This is a genomic window from Parvimonas micra, assembly GCF_021300775.1.
Taxonomy (GTDB): Bacteria; Bacillota; Clostridia; order Tissierellales; family Peptoniphilaceae; genus Parvimonas.
On the sequence record NZ_JAJTJP010000002.1, the window covers coordinates 155,331 to 178,508 of the forward strand.

20 protein-coding genes are annotated in these 23,178 nt (G+C 30.5%); 18 read left to right on the forward strand and 2 right to left on the reverse strand.

All coding sequences use genetic code 11. The features are described 5' to 3' along the window. The first annotated feature begins 342 nt into the window (after positions 1–342). From LW893_RS03985 to LW893_RS04030, 9 genes are all read left to right on the forward strand, one after another. Entirely contained in the window at positions 343–507 is a 165-nt protein-coding gene (locus tag LW893_RS03985; RefSeq protein WP_233055934.1) for a hypothetical protein, read from the forward strand. Further along, positions 504–2,075, forward strand: a complete 1,572-nt coding sequence (locus LW893_RS07175; RefSeq protein WP_233055935.1) for a recombinase family protein — start codon at positions 504–506, stop codon at positions 2,073–2,075. The genes LW893_RS03985 and LW893_RS07175 overlap by 4 nt, the downstream gene beginning before the upstream one ends. 284 nt (positions 2,076–2,359) lie before the next feature. Then, positions 2,360–2,569: a type II toxin-antitoxin system Phd/YefM family antitoxin gene (locus tag LW893_RS03995; protein ID WP_233055936.1), complete on the forward strand. Its 210-nt coding sequence runs from the start codon at positions 2,360–2,362 to the stop codon at positions 2,567–2,569. A gap of 18 nt (positions 2,570–2,587) precedes the next feature. Further along, complete coding sequence (locus LW893_RS04000; RefSeq protein WP_233055937.1) at positions 2,588–5,341, forward strand: type I restriction-modification system subunit M; 2,754 nt, start codon at positions 2,588–2,590, stop codon at positions 5,339–5,341. A 1-nt stretch (position 5,342) separates the two neighbouring features. After that, positions 5,343–6,563: a restriction endonuclease subunit S gene (locus LW893_RS04005; RefSeq protein ID WP_233055938.1), complete on the forward strand. Its 1,221-nt coding sequence runs from the start codon at positions 5,343–5,345 to the stop codon at positions 6,561–6,563. Positions 6,564–6,575: 12 nt separating this feature from the next. Next, positions 6,576–10,517, forward strand: a complete 3,942-nt coding sequence (locus tag LW893_RS04010; RefSeq protein WP_233055939.1) for a type I restriction endonuclease subunit R — start codon at positions 6,576–6,578, stop codon at positions 10,515–10,517. 438 nt (positions 10,518–10,955) lie between these two features. Beyond that, positions 10,956–11,573, forward strand: coding sequence for a hypothetical protein (locus tag LW893_RS04015; RefSeq protein WP_233055940.1), 618 nt, complete (start codon positions 10,956–10,958; stop codon positions 11,571–11,573). A gap of 13 nt (positions 11,574–11,586) precedes the next feature. After that, entirely contained in the window at positions 11,587–12,345 is a 759-nt protein-coding gene (locus LW893_RS04025) for a phage antirepressor KilAC domain-containing protein (RefSeq protein ID WP_269836899.1), read from the forward strand. Then, complete coding sequence (locus tag LW893_RS04030; protein ID WP_233055941.1) at positions 12,338–12,715, forward strand: DUF4406 domain-containing protein; 378 nt, start codon at positions 12,338–12,340, stop codon at positions 12,713–12,715. Before LW893_RS04025 ends, LW893_RS04030 begins: the two co-directional genes overlap by 8 nt. Before the next feature lie 295 nt (positions 12,716–13,010). Here LW893_RS04030 and LW893_RS04035 read toward each other — a convergent pair whose 3' ends face one another. Then, a complete protein-coding gene (locus LW893_RS04035; RefSeq protein ID WP_233055942.1) occupies positions 13,011–13,190 on the reverse strand; it encodes a helix-turn-helix domain-containing protein in 180 nt (59 codons plus the stop codon). 170 nt (positions 13,191–13,360) lie between these two features. Here LW893_RS04035 and LW893_RS04040 point away from each other — a divergent pair, with 170 nt between their 5' ends. The 9 genes from LW893_RS04040 (at position 13,361) to LW893_RS04080 (ending at position 21,557) form a co-directional block, all read left to right on the forward strand. Next, positions 13,361–13,621, forward strand: coding sequence for a hypothetical protein (locus LW893_RS04040; protein ID WP_233055943.1), 261 nt, complete (start codon positions 13,361–13,363; stop codon positions 13,619–13,621). A gap of 56 nt (positions 13,622–13,677) precedes the next feature. After that, on the forward strand, positions 13,678–14,598 hold the full coding sequence (pyrB, locus tag LW893_RS04045) for an aspartate carbamoyltransferase (RefSeq protein WP_233055944.1): 921 nt from the start codon (positions 13,678–13,680) through the stop codon (positions 14,596–14,598). Continuing rightward, on the forward strand, positions 14,598–15,041 hold the full coding sequence (locus tag LW893_RS04050; protein ID WP_233055945.1) for an aspartate carbamoyltransferase regulatory subunit: 444 nt from the start codon (positions 14,598–14,600) through the stop codon (positions 15,039–15,041). The genes pyrB and LW893_RS04050 overlap by 1 nt, the downstream gene beginning before the upstream one ends. Continuing rightward, a complete protein-coding gene (locus tag LW893_RS04055; protein WP_233055946.1) occupies positions 15,025–16,212 on the forward strand; it encodes a dihydroorotase in 1,188 nt (395 codons plus the stop codon). The genes LW893_RS04050 and LW893_RS04055 overlap by 17 nt, the downstream gene beginning before the upstream one ends. Next, positions 16,212–17,066 carry an orotidine-5'-phosphate decarboxylase gene (gene pyrF / locus LW893_RS04060; protein WP_233055947.1) on the forward strand — a complete coding sequence of 285 codons (855 nt, stop codon included), beginning with the start codon at positions 16,212–16,214 and terminating at the stop codon, positions 17,064–17,066. The genes LW893_RS04055 and pyrF overlap by 1 nt, the downstream gene beginning before the upstream one ends. After that, complete coding sequence (locus LW893_RS04065) at positions 17,056–17,784, forward strand: dihydroorotate dehydrogenase electron transfer subunit (protein ID WP_233055948.1); 729 nt, start codon at positions 17,056–17,058, stop codon at positions 17,782–17,784. Before pyrF ends, LW893_RS04065 begins: the two co-directional genes overlap by 11 nt. Next, the gene (locus tag LW893_RS04070) at positions 17,784–18,680 is read left to right on the forward strand and encodes a dihydroorotate dehydrogenase (protein ID WP_233055949.1); all 897 of its coding nucleotides are present in this window, start codon (positions 17,784–17,786) and stop codon (positions 18,678–18,680) included. The genes LW893_RS04065 and LW893_RS04070 overlap by 1 nt, the downstream gene beginning before the upstream one ends. Before the next feature lie 9 nt (positions 18,681–18,689). Continuing rightward, complete coding sequence (gene pyrE, locus LW893_RS04075) at positions 18,690–19,271, forward strand: orotate phosphoribosyltransferase (protein ID WP_233055950.1); 582 nt, start codon at positions 18,690–18,692, stop codon at positions 19,269–19,271. Positions 19,272–19,622: 351 nt separating this feature from the next. Continuing rightward, positions 19,623–21,557 carry a Cna B-type domain-containing protein gene (locus tag LW893_RS04080; protein ID WP_233055951.1) on the forward strand — a complete coding sequence of 645 codons (1,935 nt, stop codon included), beginning with the start codon at positions 19,623–19,625 and terminating at the stop codon, positions 21,555–21,557. 321 nt (positions 21,558–21,878) lie between these two features. Here the strand turns inward: LW893_RS04080 and purD are convergent, their stop codons facing one another. Beyond that, positions 21,879–23,105 (reverse strand): phosphoribosylamine--glycine ligase, encoded by a 1,227-nt coding sequence (gene purD, locus LW893_RS04085; protein ID WP_233055952.1) that lies wholly within the window; start codon positions 23,103–23,105, stop codon positions 21,879–21,881. Positions 23,106–23,178: the final 73 nt, after the last annotated feature.

Sequence of the window (23,178 nt, forward strand, 5' to 3'; positions counted from 1 at the left end):
ATATTTTGATTGAAGGAGAAAACTTTCATTCATTATCGGTATTGAACTATACTCATAAAGAAGCGATAGATATTATATATATATTGATATGATTTTCTCCAAAATGATACAAAAACCTACACTTTATATTATTCAAAGTGCTTAAAATAAAGCCTTTAAGAAAAAGCAAAAATCGAATAAAAATAATCGTTGTTCTAGCTCATTAGAAGGCTAGATTTTTTTATTTTAGGTGTGTCAATTTGTGTTGCGAGGGTGTCAATAAAATAAAAGGGGGTGTGTCTTGATATAGCTTGACTTATCTGGCTTAAAGAGTGATGTATATTAGCCAGGGAGGTCATTGAAGTGAGAGAAGTAAAACAAATAATAAAAGATGGGATGGATTACAGCCTTTGTAAATTGTTACTGGACTATTTGTATTTCAGAGAATTAATAGATGAAGAAAAGTGGATAGACGCAAGTACCGAGGTAAAAGAGAAATATGATCCGCCAACACTAATGCCGGAGTGACGATAGAAAAAGATGAACAACATAACAGCTTAGAAGCACAGAAAGATTACTTTTTGAAATATATTCAAAACAATCTGGAATTGGAGTATATTGAGCTATATTATGACGATGGAATTTCTGGATTTAGTAAAAAGAATAGAGATGGTTTTAATAATCTCGTGAAAGAGGCACTTGATGGGAATGTAGATTTAATCGTCACAAAATCAATAAGCCGATTCGTAAGAAATACTGTAGATACCATCAGCACAATTAGAAAACTGAAGAGGGAAGGAATAGGCGTATTTTTTCAGAAGGAAAACATTCATACTTTAGATAGCAAGAGCGAGTTTATTTTAACTCTCATGTCCAGTTTTGCTCAAGAGGAATCTAGGTCTATTTCAGAAAACTGTACATGGGGACAGCGAAAAAAATTTGCTGATGGTAAAGTGACAATTCCATTTGAAAGATTTTTAGGATATGACAGGGGAGAAAATGGAGAACTTGTTGTCAATGAGAAAGAAGCTAGAATAGTTGAATATATTTATTCTCTGTTTATTTTAGGATTTACATTTAGTGAGATAAAAAATACGCGTGAATTTTATAACATTAAGTCTCCGGGAGGAACTGATAGTTGGAATCATCAAAATATAAAATCAATATTAACCAATGAAAAATACAAAGGGGATGCTCTATTACAGAAATCTTTTACTGTGGATTTCATGACTAAAAAGAAGAAAAAGAATGAAGGTGAACTTCCAATGTACTATGTAGAAAATGACCATCAAGCAATTATTCCTAAGAGAATCCACGACTATGTTCAAAGAACAATGAGTAACAATGTAACAATAAGAGTTTTTCATTTAGGGGATAAAATTATCTGTGCTAAGTGTGGTGAGTACTTTGGTCGCTTTAAAATTCATCCGGATTTGGATGGTGGTAGATGGGCTTGGAGATGTAGAAACAAATACAGCAAAAACAATAAATGTGTAATGAGACACCCCTATGATGATAATGTTCATCAAGCTATAAATGTTGCTGCACTTGAAGTTCTTTCAGCTAGAAAAGATATAATTACTTATGTCAGCAAGATTACTGGTATTACAAGCAGAAAGATAAATAAGATAATAAAGGAAATGAGTGTTGATTTTATAGGGAATTATCAAATACTAGAGAATATAATTGATAGCATCAAGGTTAAAAAAAGCCATGATGCTACCTTTTTATTTATTGATAGTAGCAAAGCAAAAGGCCATATATTTGGAACTGGAAAAACAAGAGTAAAAGGTGTAAGACAAGATAATTCACATAACTATGGAAATAAAAGCATAAGACCAGAACCGGAGCATTTTGATGAGTTTGTTAAATGGCTAAAAGAAGAAAGTGGTCTATCTGAATCGACTCAGAAAAGCATTAGAAAAAGAACTAGACTTGCTCATAGCATTTGTAAGATAAGTGATTGTGAAAGGTATATTGAGAAACTTGAAACTAAGTCAAAGTATAAGAGGTTGGATGATGATGTAAAGTCAAATGTGAAGTATGCGGTCAGAGTTTATTTTAGGTTTTTGGAGCAGAGAAAGCAAAATATATAGTGATGTATTAAAGTAAACTCATTGCACTCACAAAGTAAATTAAATGTCGATATTATAGGCTTATTTTAGTGCCATAGGTAAATGTTATTTGTGGCTATAAATAAGTCTTCTTTTTTATGATTTATAAAGATTTATAAATTCGCACTAATGCTGATAATAAGGTAATTATCATATATAATATAATTATAAAAATAATTACTATTACAATATAAAAAAATATTGTAATAATAATTATATTATGATATAATATAAGTGTGAAAATAGGAGAAAGAGAGGTGTCCCTTTTGAGAAAGAATAAAGAGCCTATAAAGGAAAAAACTTTATATAACATAGCGGAATTTAATAGAGGACAAGCGTCAAAGATAATCAGACACATTTCTGAGGAAGATGAAACGGCGTTGGTACTGAAACACGGGAAGTCAATCGCAGTAATTATTTCTATTGATAAATACAATAAGCTTTTAGAGTTAGGTACAGATTTAAAAGATATATAGTTAAGGAGATATTTAAATATGGATAAACAACAGTTAGCATCTACGATTTGGGAGTCCGCGAATCAGATGCGTTCAAAAATAGAGGCAAGTGAATATAAAGATTTTATTTTAGGATTTATTTTTTATAAGTATCTATCGGATAAAGAATTGAGGTTCTTTAAGAATCAGGGATTATCTCAAGGTGATATAGAGAAAATAACTGAAGCTGATGAAAAATATGTAGAATTTGTAAGGAAAAATTTAGGGTATTTTATCGCCTATAAAGATTTATATTCAACGTGGTTATCTAAAGGTGGAGATTTTGAAATTGCCGATGTGAGAGATGCTTTATCTGCCTTTGATCGAAACATCGATAGTGTATACAAAAAGGTATTTGAAAATATATTTAAGACTTTAAGCAGCGGTCTTTCTAAGTTGGGTGAGAATGCTGCGAAACAAACTAAAGCAGCTAGGTCACTACTAAATTTAATAAAAAGAATTCCTATGGACGGAAGTCAAGACTATGATATATTGGGCTTTGTATATGAATACCTTATTTCTATGTTTGCAGCTAATGCAGGAAAGAAAGCGGGCGAATTTTATACTCCGCATGAGGTTTCTGTTTTAATGTCAGAGATAATTGCTGAGGAGTTAAAAGATAGGGATAAAATTCAAATTTATGATCCAACATCTGGAAGTGGTTCTTTGCTAATTAATATTGGGAAAGCAATGTGCAGATATTTAGATAGTGATAATAAAATAGATTATTATGCTCAAGAGTTAAAAGAAAATACTTATAACTTAACTCGTATGAATTTAGTTATGAGAGATATTAAACCAGCTAATATCAATGTAAGAAATGGAGATACATTAGAAGATGATTGGCCATTTTTTGAAGATGATAGAAAAGACAGTACTTACAATCTTTTAAAAGTAGATGCAGTTGTTTCAAATCCACCATATTCTCAAAAATGGTCACCTAAAAACAAAGAGCATGACCCAAGGTATAAATTTTATGGTGTAGCGCCAAGAGGAAAGGCTGATTATGCATTCTTACTCCATGATTTATATCATTTAAAACCAGATGGTATTATGACAATTGTATTACCTCATGGAGTATTATTTAGAGGAAATGCTGAAGGTGAAATAAGAAAAAATCTGATAGAAAAAAACAAAATAGATACAATTATAGGGCTTCCTGCTAATGTATTTTTTGGAACAGGAATTCCTACAATAATTATGGTTTTAAAACATAACAAAGAGAATAATGATGTTTTAATAATTGATGCATCAAAAGGATTTGAAAAATCAGGAAAGAGTAACAAGCTAAGAGATTGTGATATAAGGAAAATAACTGACACTATAAGAGATAGGATTAGTATTGAAAAATATTCTAGGGTAGTTACGAAAGATGAAATAAGAAAAAATGAATACAATCTTAATATTCCTCGTTATGTTGATTCTTCAGAACCTGTAGAAAAATATGACTTATATGCAACCATGTTTGGAGGTATTCCAAAGTCTGAAATAATGGAATTAAGTGATTATTGGGAGGAACTAAAAGGATTAGATGATGAAATTTTTAGAACAAAAGATGGGGAATACTTTGATTTAAATATTGAAGAGTTAAATCATATAATACAAGGTCATAAATCATCTCATGAATATATCAAAAAATACAAAGAAGCGTTTAATGGTTTTGAAGAAAATCTTAAAGAAGATTTGATAGATGGGATTTTAGATGTTGAAATAGCAGAAGAACGAGAAAAAATTGTAAAAAACATCTTTGAAAGATTAGAAACAATAAAATTAGTAGAAAAGTATAAGGCATATCAAATATTTGCAAATAACTGGAATACTATAGAAGCTGACCTCGAAATGATTCTAGATGAGGGCTTTGAAATCATCAATTTAGTGGATCCTAATATGGTCGTAAAAAAGAAGAAGGAAGATGATGAAGAAGTTCCTGAAATTCAAGAAGGATGGAGAGGTAGAATATTACCTTTTGAATTGGTTCAAGAGAATCTATTAAAAGATGAAGTAGATGAAATTAAATCAATAGAAAGCAGGCTTGCTGAAATAATTTCTGAATATGGAGAAATAATCGATTCTCTTGAAGAAGATGAAAAAAATGCAGAATATGTAAAAGAGGATAATAGTGCTTTTGTGAATGCTGAAGCCAAAAAATATATGAAGGAAGCCTGTGATGATATAGAAACCGAAGAAATCAAGATTTTAAATGGATATCTTGAATTGTCAAAAAAGGCGGAAAAACAGAAATATATTGAAGACAATGCTAGTATTGATTGGAATACGATGGAAAAAGGAGCAAGTGGAAATTACACAAAGACTGAAATAAATAAAAGAGTAACTAAAATTCAACAGACCTTTAAATTTGAAGAAGACTCATTAGAAAGTAAATTACAAAGAGTGGTCTTATTAATCGAAGAAGAGTCTTTATTAAAATCAAATCTAAAAAACAAAAATGAAGAACTCCATATAAAAACAAAAGATTTAATAGAAAGCTTAGACGAAGATAAATCTCTAGAATTGCTTTATAAAAAATGGATAGCTCCTCTTGTAATTAGTTTAGATGAATTGGGACAAAATGTTCTGGCTACGCTTGAAGAAAAAATAAGAGTTATGCATAAAAAGTATGCAAAAACATTTATTGAAATAGAAGAAAATTTAAATAAAACTCAAGAAGAATTTATTTCCATGTCTGATAAACTAATGGGCAATGAAAAAGATTTAGCAGGAATAAAAGAACTTCAAAAATTATTGGAGGTATAAAATGAATAAAAATAATAATGTACCGAAAATAAGATTTGAAGGATTTAATGATTCTTGGGAACAATGTAAGTTGGGAGAGGTTGGTTCGTTAAAAAATGGTATGAACTTTTCTAAAGATGCAATGGGGCATGGGTTTCCTTTTGTAAATTTACAAAATATTTTTGGGAAAAATATGATTGATGTTAATAATCTAGAACTTGCCGAAGCATCTGATAGCCAAATTCATGACTATAATCTAAAGAAAGGAGATGTTCTATTTGTTCGTTCATCAGTAAAACTTGAAGGAGTTGGAGAAGCGGCTGTTGTTCCAAAAAATCTTAAGAATACAACATATTCCGGGTTTATCATTAGATTTAGAGATGAACGCGGAATAAATAATGATTTTAAGAGATATGTCTTTTCAATTCCTACAATAAGAAATCAGATAATGGCACAGGCAACAAATAGTGCTAATAAAAATATAAGTCAGTCTGTATTAGAAAAGCTAGAACTTCTAGTTCCACAAGAGAGGGAACAAGAACTTGTAGGATCCTTTTTCTCCGCCCTTGACCACCTTATCACCCTTCATCAGAGTAAGTATGAAAAGTTACTCGATTTAAAAAAATCGATGCTTTATAAACTTTTTCCAAAAGAAGGAGAGACTATTCCCGAAATGAGATTTGAAGGTTTTAGTGGAGCATGGGAAAAGAGAAGGTTAGGAGATTGTTTTTCAGAAAGAATAGAGAGTTTTCCTGATGGTGAACTTTTATCAGTGACGATTAATAGTGGAATTAAGAAATTTTCTGAATTAGACAGAATAAATAATTCTAATGAAAATAAGACTAAATATAAAAAGGTTTATGTAGGAGATATTGTCTACAACTCTATGAGAATGTGGCAAGGTGCGAGTGGTTACTCACCTTTTGAAGGCATAGTGAGTCCAGCCTATACTGTTCTTAGAGCTAATGAAGCAATTGATGCTAAATGTTTTTCGTACTTATTTAAAAAGACAGATATTATACACATGTTCCAAATGCATTCAAAGGGAATCACTTCAGATAATTGGAATTTAAAATACCCCGATTTCAAAGAATTGGAAGTATATGTTTCTCAGGATTATGAAGAGCAAAAGGCCATAGGAGAATATTTTTCTAAACTGGATAAACTTATAGACTTAAACAAAGCTAAGTTAGAAAAATTAAAAAATATTAAATCTTTATTACTTGATAAGATGTTTGTCTAGGAGGTGTTAAGAGTGCAATTCAAAACGGAAGCTAAATTTGAGAAAGCGGTTATTGAGACTTTAATAAAGTATGGATGGGAAGAAGAAGTAATTTACTACCCGACTGAAGAAGATCTTATACAAAACTGGGCAGATATACTTTTTAACAATAATAGGCAAATAGATAAGCTAAATGACGTTCCTTTAACTAAAACTGAAATGGATCAAATTTTGGAGCAGATTATTGCTCTTCAAAGTCCTACGAAACTCAATGGCTTTATTAACGGTAAGAGCGTAGCTATCAAGAGGGATAATCCAGACGATAAATCACATTTTGGTAAGGAAGTAAGTCTAAAAATATATGATAAGCAGGAAATTGCCTTTGGAGAAAGCAGATATCAAATTGTAAGCCAACCTAAATTTAAAGCAAAGTCTTCTATTTTAAATGATAGAAGAGGAGATTTGATGCTACTTATTAATGGTATGCCCGTTATACATTTAGAGTTAAAGAAAAGTGGAATCGAAGTTAGTCAGGCATATAATCAAATTGAAAAATATTCACATGAGGGCATTTTTAAGGGATTATTTTCATTAGTTCAAATATTTGTAGCTATGCAACCTGATGAAACAGTTTATTTTGCAAATCCTGGCGAAGGAAAATTCAATCAAGATTTTTATTTTCACTGGGCCGACTTTAATAATGAACCAATTAATTATTGGTCCGATGTAATAGCTAATTTATTAAATATTCCTATGGCTCATCAGCTAATAGGTTTTTATACCGTTGCTGACTCTAGTGATGGTATTTTAAAAGTAATGAGATCATATCAATACTATGCTGCAAATGGAATTGCAGAGAAAGTAGCTAAAAATACATGGTTTGATGGGAAACAATTAGGCGGACATGTATGGCATACCACTGGGTCTGGTAAAACTATGACTAGTTTTAAATCTGCTCAGCTTATTGCATCTTCAAACGATGCTGATAAAGTGATATTTCTTGTAGATAGAAAAGAACTTGCTACACAATCATTAAATGAATACAGAGCGTTTAAAAGTGATGATGAATCAGTACAAGCCACGGAAAACACAAATATTTTAATTAGTAAGCTAAAAAGCAATGACTATGATAATACTCTTATAGTTACATCAATCCAAAAATTATCTAATATTAGTGAAGACTCAGAAGCTTTAAAAATTGATGATATTAGATATATTTCCAAAAAGAGATTGGTGATTATTGTTGATGAATGTCACAGGTCTACCTTTGGAGAAATGCTTACAACAATAAAGAAAACTTTTAGAAATGCCTTACTATTTGGTTTTACAGGTACTCCAATTCAAGAAGTCAACATAAAGAAAGACAGTACAACTCCAACAATATTTGGAGATGAAATCCATAGATATACTCTATCTGATGGAATTAGAGACGGAAATGTTATAGGTTTTGATCCATATATGGTAAAAGTCTATCCTGATTCAGAAATTAGAGAAAAAGTAGCTTTGCATCAGTCGAAGTCAAAGTCTATTGCTGAAGCTATGGGTGACGAAAAGAAAAAGAAAGTTTTTATGAAATTCATGAACTCCTCTGAAGTAGGAATGTGTGAAGAATTAAAAGACAATAAATTGATTAAAGGTATAGAAGATTATGTTCCAAACGAACAGTATGAAACTGAAGAATATAGACTAGCAGTAATTAATGACATTAAGAACAAATGGCTGTTATATAGTAACAACAATAAGTTTCATGCTATTTTTGCTGCATCAAGTATTCCTGAGGCAGTTGCCTACTATAGACTTATGAAAAGAGAAGTACCTGATTTAAATGTTACAGCTATGTTTGATCCAAGTATAGATAATGATGGTAAAACTTCTCTTGATAAGGAAGATGGCATTGTAGAAATGCTTGAAGATTATAATTCGAAATATGAAATGGCTTTTACAATTCCAACTTATGACAAGTTCAGGAAGGATGTTAGTAGAAGACTTTCTCATAAGGAGCCATATGAAAATATAAGTAGAGATGAACAAATAGATATTCTGATAGTTGTGAATCAAATGCTTACGGGATTTGACTCTAAAAGAGTTAATACTCTTTATTTGGATAAAATGCTTCAATATGAAAATTTAATCCAAGCTATTTCAAGAACCAATCGAGTTTACAACAAAAAAGAAAAACCATTTGGAATTATTAAATGGTACAGAAGACCTAATACAATGGAGAAAAATTTAAATGAAGCTGTAAAGGCATATTCTGGTGATATTCCACTAGGCTTATTTGTTGATAAATTACCCGGTAATATCAGAAATATGAATAATACTTTTGAAGATATTAGAGGATTATTTGAAAATGCAGGAATTGAAAATTTTGAAAAACTACCAGAAGATAATATTGTAAAAGCAAAATTTGCAAAAGAGTTCAATAAATTTATAAGATATCTAGATGCTGCATTAATTCAGGGATTTGACTGGAGTATTAGAGAATATGAAAAAGATGCTTCTACAATTTCTGCAATATTTAGCGAAGAAGACTATCTAAAACTTTTAGCTAGGTATAATGAACTGCCTAAAAATGGTGGAGGTTCTGGAATAGGTGAAGTTCCTTTCGATATAGATGCTCGTATAATAGAGCATGATGGTGAGAAAATTGATAAAGATTATATGGACTCTAGATTTGAAAAATATATCAAGTTACTAGCTGAGGATGTATCTAAAGAGGATGTGGAAAAATTAAGAAAGGAACTTCATAGTTCATTTTCTATGCTTTCGCAGGAAAAACAAAAGCTTGCTAGAATATTGCTTTATGACATTCAGTCTGGAAACATTAAGTTAAATCAAAATAAGACTTTTAATGATTATATCAATGAGATGCTTAGTAAACTTGAAAGTAACAAAATAAAAAGAGTTGTTAAAAATTTAGGTTGTTCTGAAGAACTTCTAAGATATCTATTTAATAAAGAAGTAACTGAGGATAGTATTTCTGAATATGGAATTTTTGATGAATTAAAAGAAAGTTGTGATAAAGAAAAGTCAAAGAAATTCTTTGAAGACTCATATGGAGATTCTTATTCAAACAAGCGTCTATCTATGTATGTGGATGGATATTTAAGGCATTTTCTTTTAAACAATGGAGAAGATCAGTTTGTAGAAATAGATTATGAGGAAGCTCTAAGTGAGCCGTATAAAAAGAATGACTACAAGCAAATTGATGTTGTTTTGACAAAGGAAGAACTCAAAGATAAAAATGTTGTTACTAAAGTACCAACTGAAAAATTAAGTTCTTGGTATCAGGAAAGCGGAGCAGTTGCTTCAATTATTGAGACTGATGCTTTTGCTTATATTGAAGATGGGTTATGTCTTAATACTAGCGACTATGTTGAGAGAAAATCTTTAGGAGGACTTTGCTTAACTGATTATGCCAAAGAACATGAAGAAGAGTGTTTTTTACAGTTTATAATAGACGAAAATGGAGAACTAAAATATGTAACATTGCCTTCTGCTTTGGCTAGTAAAACATTTAATTATTACGACCATATATCAGAAGATTTATTAGCTCAATACGGTTTAGTAAATCAAATGTCTACAGAAATGTTGAAGGCAATCAATAATCTTGAGTTTGGAGAAGCATTAAAAAAATTAATGGGTAAAAATATTTGTAATTACTCATTTAGGCTTCTAGAAGATACAGCAGGTCTTGATAAAGCAACTATTAGTAATATGAGAAAAAATTGCAATTTATCTAAGATAAATGTTATTTCAGCTTGCCTTGGAATTCATATACCATCTAGAGTTATCAAAAGAATGTTACAGTTAGCAGAGATTACCCTAGATTTAGATTTACCAGGTAATAAAGGTATTGAAAACAATACTTATGATATGGTGATTCATTTAAAATGGGCAACAGACTATTCGGATATCTATGATGAGTTGGATAATCAGAATCTCGGACATTTAATAAAAAAACCAAAAATATAGGTGATTAAAGAGTTGAAAAAATTTTTTCAGCTCTTTTTTTAATACCGTAAATTAGTCAATAAGAAAAAATAAAAATATTTTGTTGAAAATTGTTCAACGAATAAGATTTGAAATTCATTAATTTTAAAAGCCTAGTTCTCAAAATTAGCGAGAATTAGGCTTTTTTACCGTTGAAGAAGCTTCAACGGGCAGAAATAAAGGTTTTGATACTATTTAAAAGTACAAATCGTACATAACAAAATTATCACAGAGCCTGATTAGCTATAGGGCGATGGGATACATCATACGACACTCACGGATTTATTCGTGAGGTTCTATGTGAGGTACCTCTATTTTTCTATGGCTATTTTTTGGCAGGAGAGTCGATGCTTCATATAGCATCGGCTCTTTTTGTATCCCTTCGTCCTACTGCAATCAGCAGAAAGGACAGGGATTTTTATGAAAATCAAAATACGTTATGAGAAAGAATTTACAACATTTGAACTAAACCTATCTGATATCAAAGGTTGGTTGAATATTAACTTGCAACCAGATGAAACTGAGGAGGAGTTTGAAAAGAGAGTTCAGGAAGAGGTGGAAAAAGAGTATAACCGTCCAGAATACAACATTATGCATAAACAAGAGCGACACAAAGGATTTTCCATTTCAACAAAGGATGAAGATGGTGAAGAAACCGGGGATTTTGAACCGAACATAAGTGAAGTGGCGGATTCGTCTATATTCCTTAAAGACGAAATAAATAGAGACATACAGGAAACATATGAGGCTGTTAAGGAGTTCGTTTATTCAGTTTTGAAACCAGATGTTGCCGATTTATTCATGTCGGTACGAATTGAGGGGGTGTCAATCAACGAAAAAGCAGAAACAATGCTAAGCCGAGATGCATTTGAATCTAAAGAGGAATATAACAAGGCAGTTTCAAGACTTGCCAACTCTATCACACAAAAATTAAAGAGAGCGAATAAAAATTTAGAAAAAAGTTTTTCAAAAGCGTCAGATTTTGGACTCTCCCAAGGCTACCAAGTAGAAGGCAGTAGTTCCTTCAAAGAAAATTAAGGAGGTAGCTAAAATGAAAGAGCTAATCAAAGTTGACTACAACAGTGAACGTCCTACTGTGAATGGGCGAGAATTACACGAGGCATTAAAAATAGGAACACCTTATGATAAATGGTTTCCTAGGATGTGTGAGTATGGATTTTTTGAAGGAATAGACTTTTCGACATTTTTGTCGGAAAGTACCGGAGGAAGACCTGATACTAATCATCAGCTGACAATCGATATGGCTAAACAGTTATGCATGATTCAAAGAACTGAATTGGGTCAAATGTTTAGAAAGTATTTCATTCAAATTGAAGAGCAATGGAATTCTCCAGAAGCAGTAATGGCTAGAGCCTTACAATTTGATAATAAGAAACTGGCAACTGTTGAAAAGGAAAACTTGAAACTTCTAAATACAGTAGCACTTCAGTCGCAGCAAATTGCAGAGATGAAACCAAAGGTTAGTTATTACGATATTGTTCTTAACTGTAAGGATCTTCTTTCAATGAGAGCAATAGCAAAAGACTATGGGAAATCTGCTCAATGGATGAATAATTTCTTACACGATTTGGGAGTTCAATTCAAGCAATCAGATATCTGGCTATTGTATCAAAAGTATGCAGAGGAAGGTTATACCAGTACAAAGACACATAACTATCTTGGAACAGATGGAGCAAATCACTCTAAGGTTCATACTTACTGGACTCAAAAGGGAAGACTCTTTATCTATGACCTAATGAAACAAAACGGTATCTATCCACTTATAGAACAGGAGGCAGATTATGAGTAAGACATACAAGAAGCACCTTGAAAATCCAAACTTCAGACCACTTGCATATATCTGCTCTCCATATAGTGGTGATAAAGATTTAAACACTAATATAGCAATTCACTATGCAGAGTTGGTATACAAGAATGGTGCAATTCCTGTTATACCACATCTCTTGTTTCCTTTTATGAGTGATAGTGATTTAGAACAAAGAAAAGATGAACTTTTTGTGAACATCATACTTCTTGGTAAATGCAAGGAGGTAGGGGTATTTGGAAGTGAAATTATTGGAGGTATGAAAAGAGAAATTGAAATCGCTGAAAAAAGAAAACAGCGATTAAGTATTTTACAAGTGAGAGTTTGGGGGGGTAAGACAAATGCTAAATTTTAATTATTATGATGTTACTTGCATCAGAAATAAGAACAACTGCATTTATACTAATATGGTCACATTTGTTGATAGGGATAGCTTTATAAAAGCTATCTCTTTTGGCATGTTACAGCAGAATTTCCAGGTAGTTATAGAAGCAATGATAAGTTAATATCTTATAATACTATACCAATGGATTGCGATAATGACCACTCAGATAATGAAAAAGAATGGGTGACACCTTTTGATGTAGCTTTGGTACTTGCTGGAGTATGATTTTTTGTATTGTTTAGTAGAAATCCTATGAAAGACAATTCTAGCAAGTCAGCAAGACTAAGATTTCATGTGTACTTTCCAATTTATCTAATGCTATATATTGTCCTGTTCGTAATTTAGTAATTATATTTGCAGAAATCTTTGCTTGACGCATTAATTCTTGATTAGAAATATCTTTTTCAATCATCATATGTAAAAGTTTTTTGTAAGAAACTGACATAATAATCTCCTTATCAATATTTTTCTTTATTATATCATATTTATGTGAATCTATCCATAATAGTAATGATTTTATAGTAAAGATAATTTGATAAAAACTATGTAAATCTATTGACATTATAATTCTATTATTGTATAATAATCAAAGGAAATTTGACGGAGGTAATTTTTATGGCAAATTCAGTTAAAATGTCAGTTTTTAATAGCAATAAAAAGTGTTTAATTGACTCTTCTGTTTTTGTTTCTAATTTTTTCCATTTTAATAATTTTGATATTTTAGTCGGCAAATCATTTGTTTTAAATGGTCTTTCCGACTTTTTTTTGAATTTGGTAAAATATCCTTTTGTTGAAGCTGTTAAAGGCTTTTTAAAGGGCTTTTACTCTCGTTTTTATTCAGTATTTGTTTTTAATAATTTGAATTTTAGGAAATAACTGTTTGTTATTTCCTTTTTTTGTGTATGACAAAATGACTTAATAGGAGGAATTGTATGAAAGAATTTAGAAATTTAGTTAGCAGTGAAGATTTTTCATGTGAAGAATTACTTGAACTTATGGAGATAGGCTCTGATATTTATAATAATCCAGAGAAATATTCAGAAAAATGTAGAGGAAAAATTTTAGCATCATTGTTCTTTGAACCTTCAACAAGAACAAGATTAAGTTTTGAAGCAGCTATGCTTAGACTTGGTGGAAGTTGCATAACTGTTCCAGATCCAAAAGTTTCTTCTGCAACTAAGGGAGAAAGCTTACAAGATACAATCAAAACAGTTGGTTGCTATTCAGATATTATAGCTATGCGTCATCCTCATGAAGGTTCTGCAGAGCTTGCAAAAGAAGTAACACTTGTTCCTTTTATTAATGCAGGAGATGGTGGACATCAACATCCAACTCAAACTCTTACAGATTTACTTACAATCTCACAAACAAAGAAAACTTTGGAAAATATGACTATTGGTCTTTGTGGAGACTTAAAGTTCGGAAGAACTGTTCACTCACTTGTTAAGACTCTTTCAAAGTTTAAGGGTAATAAATTCATCTTTATTTCACCTGTTGAACTTGTAATTCCAGAATACATAAAAATGTATCTAAATGACCATAATATTGAATTTGTTGAAGTTAGAACAATTGAAGAAGTTATGGATAAACTTGATATTTTATATATGACAAGAGTTCAAAGAGAAAGATTTTTCAATGAGGCTGATTATGTAAGACTTAAAGATACTTACATCTTAGATAATAAGAAGATGAAAACAGCAAAGGATGATATGATAATTCTTCACCCATTGCCAAGAGTAAATGAAATTGCTACAGAAGTTGATACAGACCCTAGAGCAAAATATTTTAATCAAGTTAAATTCGGTATGATAATAAGAATGGCATTAATCTTAAAACTATTGGAGGTAAAATAATGTTAAATATTAATAGTATTTCAAATGGTATAGTAATAGATCATATTAAACCTGGTCTTGGATATGAAATTTTTAAACTTCTAGAATTAGATAAGGCAGATTACAGAGTTGCTCTTATAATGAATGTTGACTCTAAGAAAAATGGGAAAAAAGATATGATAAAGATTGAAAATGTTATAAATATGGACATGGCAATTTTAGGTTTAATAGATAAAGATTTAACTGTAAATATTATAGAAAATGAAAAAATTAAAGAAAAAGTTTCAATGGTTTTACCAGAAAAGGTAGAAGGTTTTATTAAATGTAAAAACCCACGTTGTATAACTTGCCATGAAAATGTTCAAAATAAATTTATATTATTAAACAGAGAAAAGGGAATATACAGATGTAATTATTGCGATAATTTATATTCTTGTGGAGGTCGTAGTGAAAAAAATAGTTAAAAATGCAGTCTTAGTGGATAAAGATATAAATAAAGTTGGAGATATAAAAATTGAAGACGGAAAGATTGTAGAGATTGGCGAAAATTTAAGTTTTGATGATAGCTATGAAGTTATAGATGCAAAGGGAAAGACTGTTATGCCCGCTTTTGTAGATTTACATGTGCATTTTAGAGATCCTGGATTTACTTACAAGGAAGATTTAAAAACAGGTTCACTTTCTGCTTTAAGAGGTGGATATACAACTGTAAACACAATGGCAAATACAAAACCAATTTGCAGTAATCTAGAAACTTATAATGACATAATGAATAGAGCAAGAGAATTAAATTTAGTTGATGTAAATCAAATTGTTGCAGTAACAGAAAATTTTGATGGACAAAATTTAGTTGACTATTCAAAATTTGAAAATGCAAAATTTTTATCTGATGACGGTAAGGGAGTTCTTTCTGAAACAACAATGTATAGAGCGATTTTAGAAGCTAAAAAATACGATAAAATCATAATGATACATGCAGAAAGCGAACTTTCTCCAATTGATTACAGAATAGCTGAAGATTTAATGACTTTAAGAGATGTTTATCTTGCAAAGAGATTAGACGGTAGAATTCATATGTGCCATGTTAGTACAATTGATTCTTTGGATGCGGTAAGACGTGGAAAGAAAGAGGGAGTAAAGGTTACTTGCGAAATAACTCCACATCATATTGCACTTTGGGATAATTCATACAGAGTAAATCCTCCAATAAGAGAAAAGGCTGATGTTGAAGCTCTAATAGAAGGAATTTTAGATGGAACTGTAGATGCAATTGCAACAGATCATGCGCCACATACTGCAGAGGATAAGGCAAATGGAAGTCCTGGACTTGTTGGTCTTGAAACTGCATTTGCAATCTGTAATACAAAATTAGTTAAAGAAAGAAATATTGACATTAGAACATTATCAAAAGTGATGTCCTACGGCGGAGCTAATTTAATGGGAATTAAAAAAGGTCTTTTAAAAGAAGGATATTTAGCTGATTTAGTTATAGTTGATACAGATAAAAAAATTGTTGTAGATGCAAGTAAATTTGCTTCAAAAGGTAGAAATACGCCTTTTGATAAAGTAGAGCTTTATGGAGAAGTACTTATGACAATTAAAGACGGAGAAATAAAATATAAAGGAGAATTTTAATGATAGTAGATAGATTGTATGAAGCAGTAAAAGAAAAAGGATTTGTTTGTGTTGGACTTGATAGCCATTTAGATTATATTCCAAATTATATTAAAGAAAAACACGAAAAACTTTCAGATGTAATTTTTGAATACAATAAGACAATTATTGATGCGACAAGTGATATAGTAGCAATTTACAAACCACAAATTGCATATTATGAAGCAAATGGTCTTGAAGGTCTTATCGCTTATCAAAGAACTCTAAGATATATTAAAGAAAAGGGACTTCTAAGCATCGGAGATGTTAAGAGAGGAGATATTGCAAGTACTGCAAAGGAATATGCAAAGGCTCATTTTAAAGGAGAATTTGAAGCAGACTTTATAACTCTTAACCCATATATGGGAATGGATAGTATCACTCCTTATTTAGATTATTTAAAAACTGGAGAAAAGGGAGTTTTCGTTTTACTTAGAACTTCAAACGAAGGAGCTAAGGATATTGAATGTCTTGACTATAATGGAGAAGCTCTTTACTTCAAAGTTGGAGATGAACTTAAAAAATTTGCTGATGAATTAACTTCTGAATGTGGATATTCACCTTTGGGATTTGTTGTTGGAGCAACTCATAGTGAAGAAGCTAAGAAAATAAGAGAAAGATATAAAAATATTTTCTTCTTATTACCAGGATATGGTGCACAAGGTGCAAAAGCAGAAGATATTAGAACTTACTTAAATGACTTTAATGGTGGAGTTGTAAACTCTTCAAGAGGAATTATAAAATACTATCAAAAATTTGAAGATGGCGAAGAAAGATTTGCACATTATACAAGAGAAGCCGTTTTAAATATGAGGAAGGATATTTATGGAGAATAAATCATACGAAAAAGTTGAAATAATTTTAAATGAAAAAATAGCTGATGGCATCTACAAAATGGATGTTAAAGGAGAATTTAAAGCTAGAGTTGGACAATTTTATATGGTTAAATGCTTTGAGGACGGGAACATGCTTCCCCGTCCAATTAGTATTTGTGATATAGAAGATAATAAATTAACTTTTCTTTATGCAGTTGTTGGAAAAGGAACAAAGATTATGTCTGAAAAGAAAGTAGGAGATAGCGTTGAAATTTTAGGACCACTTGGTAACGGATTTCCGATTGAAGAATATAAGGGAAAAAAAGTTGCTCTTGTTGCGGGAGGAATTGGAATTGCGCCAATGCTATATCTTGCAAAAAAATTAGAAGCAGATGTTGATCTATATGCTGGTTTTAGAGATGAAGCATATTTTATAGAAGATTTTAAAGAATTCACAAAGAATACATATATTGCAACAAATAGTGGAAGAGTTGGACATAAGGGATTCATAACTGAAATCTTAAAAGATGATTATGATGTAATTTATTGTTGTGGACCTAATCCTATGATGAATTCTGTTAAAAATTTAGGATTTGATATACCTGTTTATGTTTCTTTAGAGAGTAGAATGGGTTGTGGAATTGGAGCTTGTCTAGCTTGTAGTTGTAAAACTAAGAGTGGAATGCAAAGAATTTGTAAAGAAGGACCTATATTTGAAGTTAAGGAGGTGGATTTTTAATGTTAGAAGTAGATATTTGTGGAGTTAAATTTAAAAATCCAGTTATTGGAGCATCAGGAACTTTTGGTTTCGGTAGAGAATATGCTGAATATATTGACTTAAATAGAATAGGTGGTATTTCTACAAAAGGACTTACTTTTGCTGGTAAAGATGGAAATACTGGAATTAGAATTTATGAAACTCCAGCAGGAATAATGAATAGTATTGGACTACAAAATCCGTCAGTACCAACTTTTATAAAAGAAGATTTACCTTTTATGGAAAGTTATGATACACAGATTTTAGCAAACATTGGAGGTTCACAACTAGAAGATTATTTAAAATCTGTAGAACTTATCAATAAAACAAATATAAAAATAATTGAATTAAATATTTCATGTCCAAATGTTAAATCAGGTGGAATGGCTTTTGGTATAAAATGTGATATAGCTGAGGGAATAGTAAGAAAAGTAAGAGAAAACACAGATAAAGTTCTTATGGTTAAACTATCACCAAATGCTGAAAATATAAAAGAAATGGCAAAAACTTGTGTTGAAGCGGGAGCTGATTGTCTTTCACTTGTAAATACATTTAATGCTTTGGCAATAGATATTTACAAGAGAAAAGCTGTTTTTGACAATGTAACAGCAGGACTTTCGGGAGCTTGTATAAAACCAATAGCACTTAGAATGGTAAGAGATGTCGCTTCGGTTGTAGATGTTCCGATAATTGGAATGGGTGGAATTATGAATTGGCAAGATGCTATTGAATTTATAATGGCGGGCTCAACTGCAATTCAAGTTGGAACAGCAAACTTTATCAATCCAAGAGCTATGATTGATATAATCGAAGGAATGGAACAATTCTGTAAAGAACAAAATATAAAGGATTTACAAGAAATTAGAGGAATTATTTAGGAGGATATCATGGAAGAAAGAGTATTAGAATTATTAAAAGAAAGTGAAGCTTTATTAGAAGGACATTTCTTATTATCATCAGGAAAACACAGCGATAAATACGTTCAATGTGCAAAACTTTTGATGTATCCAGAAAAAGCTGAAGAAGTTTGCAAAGTAATCAAGAAAAAAATTGAAGATGCAAATGTTAAAGTTGACGCAGTTGTTGGACCTGCAATGGGTGGAATTGTAATTGCTTATGAATTAGGAAGAGCTTTAGGAGTAAGAGCAATGTTCACAGAAAGAGAAAATGATTTAATGACTTTAAGAAGAGGATTTTTCATTAACGAAGGAGAAAATGTACTTGTTGTTGAAGATGTTGTTACAACAGGAAAATCTTCATTAGAAACAATCAAAGTTTTAAAAGAACATGGAGCAAATGTTGTTGGAATTGCTTCAATAGTTGATAGAACAAACGGAAAATCAGGAATTGAATATCCACTTTTCCCAGCAATTGCATTAAATGTACAAGCATTTGAAAAAGATGATTGTCCAATTTGTAAAGAAGGAAAAATAGAACTTGTAAAACCAGGAAGTAGAAAAAAATTCTAGTAAAATTATAGGAAAAAAAGCGTACTTTTATAGAAAAAATTATAAAAAGTACGCTTTTTTATTTAGTATTTTATAAATATTTACTTTAGCATAATTTTTGAATGCAGAACTGTTATGAAATATACGACAACAAGCATTGCAAATTTAATTATTTATTTAAATATTTACATAGCGTAATTGACCTTACAGTCTAAAAGTGGTATGATTATGTTAACAATTAATAGTTGTTTTTTATTTATTTATTTTTTAAATAGTTATTAGTTTAGGAGGCTTCTAATAACTACTTATTAATATATTATTAGTGTTTTTAAGTTAAAACATTGATAAGAATATTCTATTAGGAGGAGCACAATGAAAAAGAGGATTTATTGTTTTATTTTGAGTGCCCTTATGGTGTTGAGCGTTGTTTTTCCTTCCTTCAAAGTTTCAGCTGAAGGCGGAAGAAATATTTCACCAAATGTAACTATTACAGATTTTACAGTTACAACTGGTAATGGACAAGAATTTAATAGAGCACCACGTTGGGAAAAATTTACACTTAAAATAGAATGGGATGCAAAAAATCAAAGTACATTGAACAAAGGCGATTACTTTGAAGTTGAACTGCCAGAGAATTTTAGATTTTTAAAAGATTCTTCAGCAGTTAATTTTAATGTTTACGGTTTAGACGGAACAACTGTTTTTGGAAAAGGAACACTTAATATTAAAAATATAGGCGGTGGAACTTTAAGGATCGTTTTAAACGAAAAAGTTGAAAATCTCTACAATGTTAAAGGGACAGTTTCCCTAGAATCAGTATTTTTCCAAGATAAAATACAAATTGGACAAGATAATAAGTTTAAAATTGAAATGAACGGAAAATCAGTTGAAAAAACTATTCATATTGACAATCCTAAACCACTTGATGAAGTTTTAGGCAAATGGCCAAGTTTATTAAACGGAAAAAGTGATGTAGTAGATTGGAATGTACGTTTTAATGTTAATAAAAAGAACTTTAAAAATGTTGTAATTGAAGATCAACTAACAATTACTGATGGTAATTTTGATGGACTGCATTACATTAAAGAAAGTTTTAAACTTCAAAAAGCAGAAATTGACGAATTTGGAGACGTTAAAAGGTATATTTCAGAGGAGAATGTTGGAGATAGAATTGAATTATCTGAAAATGGTACTAAGTTTAAACTTGTACTTGGTGATATAGATAATGCAGAACAATATATGCTAAGATATCAATCAACTTATAAATCAGGCATTGTACTAAAAAATAAAGTAAAGATGACATCACAAACTGAAACTTATCAATCAGTTGTTAAATATGGACATGCAATTTCAAGTGCAACTATAGATGGAGATTTACTTGGAAAAATCAAAATTTTTAAAGTTGATGAAGAAGATAATCAATTATTATTAAAAGGCGCAAAATTCAAAATTACTAATAAAGAAAACAATCAATCTTTTGAATTAGTTACAAACGAAAATGGAGAAGTTGTTTCAAGCAAATTAGTTCATGGAAAATATGAAATTAAAGAAATAGAAGCTCCAGAAGGTTGGATAAAGAATGATGAAGCTCTTGAAGTTGAAGTTAAAGATGATGTAGCAGTTATAAAGACTATTACTAATAAGAGAGAAAAAACTGAAGTTAAAGTTAATAAAACTTGGGTTGGAGAAAAGGCTTCAAATGTTGTTGTTAAGTTATTAGCTAATGGTGTAAAAGTTGACGAAGTTACTCTAAATGATGCAAATAATTGGGAACATAAATTTACAAACTTAAATAAGTTTGAAAATGACGGAAAAACTGAAGTAAAATATACTGTTGAAGAAGAACAAATCAACGGATATACTTCAGAAGTAACAGAAAATGCTAAAAATGATTTTACTATTACAAATAAAAAGATTGAATCTGAAAAAGTAAATGTTTCAGTTGAAAAGAAATGGGTTGGAAAAGCTCTAAAAGAAATTGAAGTAAAACTTTTAGCAAACGGAAATGAAGTAGAAAGTGTTAAGTTAAATGATGCAAATTCATGGAAACATACTTTCAATAACTTACCAAAAGTTGATGAAAACAACAAAGAAATTGTATACACAGTAAAAGAAGTACAAGTTCCTGGATATGATACAATAATAGAAGGAAATGCAAAAGACGGGTTTGTAATTACAAATAAAGAAAAGCCTTCAAAACCAAAATTGCCAAAAACTTCAGTAGGAACTAATGCGGTAGCTTATATGGCATTAGCTGCAATTAGCAGTGGACTTTTAGTAATTTCTAAAAAGAAAAATAATAGATAAATAAAATAAAAAAAGAGAGCATAAGCTCTCTTTTTTAATTATATATTATTTTATAAACCAAAATAGTTCACGTCAAAGTTAGTTGTAAAGAAAAGCTCCTAACACGTCATCTTGAGCGAAGTGTAACGAAGTCAATCTAGCCCTAACTTTGTTTACTTGTAAACAAAAGTAGGTCTGACGCAAAGATTGTTCAAATCTTTGATTTGAGTACAATCGACTGTGAAGATCTCAACTATTGCTGGTAAGCAATAGTATTTCTGAAAGAAATAAAAAAAGCATACTTATTTTTATTAAGTATGCTTTTAAATTTACTTAAATTTTCTAAAATTTACCAACATCTTCTCTGTAGAAGAAAGAATCACTTCTTAGTTTTTCAACATCTGCATAGGCAAGCTCCCTTGCTTTTTCAAAATCTTCAGCCATTGCTGTTACGATTAGATTTCTTCCGCCTTTAGCATATATTTCATTATTCTTTTCTTCAACACCCATAAAGTAAACTTCACTTTTAACCGGAACAAGATTTATTTTATCTTGGAATTTTTCTTTTGAAGGATATCCGTTAGATGCAAGAACTACACCAATACAAACATCATCATTCCATTTGATTTCAGGTTCTCTATCTTCCATTACATCAAGAATATTTTGAACGAAGTCGGATTCTAAACGTGGTAATAGAACTTCAGCTTCAGGATCTCCAAGTCTTGCATTAAAACTTAGAACTTTGATTCCGTCTTTTGTTACTATTATTTCTCCATATAAAAATCCTTCAAAACCATATCCGTCTTCATACATTGATTTAGCCATTGGTTTTAATATTTTTTCAACAACTTGTTCAATTTCAATATCTGTAATTTTTGCAACAGGGCTACAAGCTCCCATACCACCAGTATGTTCAGCTTCATCAGTATCTGAAGTTCTCTTATAGTCTTTAACTATTTGTAATGGATAAACTTTACTATTTTTTACAAGCGCAAAAATAGAAAACTCTTTTCCTATAATATATTCTTCAACCAAAATTTTTGAATTTTCATTTTCGTCAAAAATTTCATTTACGATATCTATTGCCATTTTATTGCTTCTTGCAATAAAGATTCCCATATTCTTTGGAATTGAGTCTATTTTTATTGTTACTGGAAATTTTTCAACACCAGAAACAAATTTTAATGCTAGTTCTCTATCAGTAAATACAACATATTCTGTTGTAGGAATTTTTAATTTTTCCATAAGTTGTTTAGTAAAATATCTACTTGATTCAATTCTTGTTGCAGATTTTGTAGGTCCAAAAAGACGTAAATCATGTTTATTGAATTCATCTTTTATTCCAAGAGCCAAAACATCAGCTGGTCCAACTAATGTTAAATCAATCTTTTCTTTTAATGCAAAGTCTGTAATTTGCTCAATATCATACATATCAATATCTACTCTTGTTGCACCTTTCATCATACAATTTCCGGGTAAAACGTAGATTTTATCAACTAACTTACTTTTTTTACAGGCCTCTAACATTGCATGTTCACGGCCACCTTTACCAATGATTAATATTTTCATAAAATCACCTCTTTATATATTATTTTATCTATAATTTTAAAATTCATTTAAGCTAATTTCGATATAATTATGT

What these genes read in the sequence shown, in the direction of transcription:
- LW893_RS04005 (WP_233055938.1), top strand. Translation starts at nt 5,343, where the DNA reads ATGAATAAAAATAATAATGTACCGAAAATAAGATTTGAAGGATTTAAT.
- LW893_RS04050 (WP_233055945.1), top strand. Translation starts at nt 14,598, where the DNA reads ATGTTAAATATTAATAGTATTTCAAATGGTATAGTAATAGATCATATT.
- pyrB (WP_233055944.1), top strand. Translation starts at nt 13,678, where the DNA reads ATGAAAGAATTTAGAAATTTAGTTAGCAGTGAAGATTTTTCATGTGAA.
- LW893_RS04000 (WP_233055937.1), top strand. Translation starts at nt 2,588, where the DNA reads ATGGATAAACAACAGTTAGCATCTACGATTTGGGAGTCCGCGAATCAG.
- LW893_RS04030 (WP_233055941.1), top strand. Translation starts at nt 12,338, where the DNA reads ATGAGTAAGACATACAAGAAGCACCTTGAAAATCCAAACTTCAGACCA.
- purD (WP_233055952.1), bottom strand. Translation starts at nt 23,105, where the DNA reads ATGAAAATATTAATCATTGGTAAAGGTGGCCGTGAACATGCAATGTTA.
- pyrF (WP_233055947.1), top strand. Translation starts at nt 16,212, where the DNA reads ATGATAGTAGATAGATTGTATGAAGCAGTAAAAGAAAAAGGATTTGTT.
- pyrE (WP_233055950.1), top strand. Translation starts at nt 18,690, where the DNA reads ATGGAAGAAAGAGTATTAGAATTATTAAAAGAAAGTGAAGCTTTATTA.
- LW893_RS04035 (WP_233055942.1), bottom strand. Translation starts at nt 13,190, where the DNA reads ATGTCAGTTTCTTACAAAAAACTTTTACATATGATGATTGAAAAAGAT.
- LW893_RS04015 (WP_233055940.1), top strand. Translation starts at nt 10,956, where the DNA reads ATGAAAATCAAAATACGTTATGAGAAAGAATTTACAACATTTGAACTA.
- LW893_RS04080 (WP_233055951.1), top strand. Translation starts at nt 19,623, where the DNA reads ATGAAAAAGAGGATTTATTGTTTTATTTTGAGTGCCCTTATGGTGTTG.
- LW893_RS04070 (WP_233055949.1), top strand. Translation starts at nt 17,784, where the DNA reads ATGTTAGAAGTAGATATTTGTGGAGTTAAATTTAAAAATCCAGTTATT.
- LW893_RS04040 (WP_233055943.1), top strand. Translation starts at nt 13,361, where the DNA reads ATGGCAAATTCAGTTAAAATGTCAGTTTTTAATAGCAATAAAAAGTGT.
- LW893_RS04065 (WP_233055948.1), top strand. Translation starts at nt 17,056, where the DNA reads ATGGAGAATAAATCATACGAAAAAGTTGAAATAATTTTAAATGAAAAA.
- LW893_RS04025 (WP_269836899.1), top strand. Translation starts at nt 11,587, where the DNA reads ATGAAAGAGCTAATCAAAGTTGACTACAACAGTGAACGTCCTACTGTG.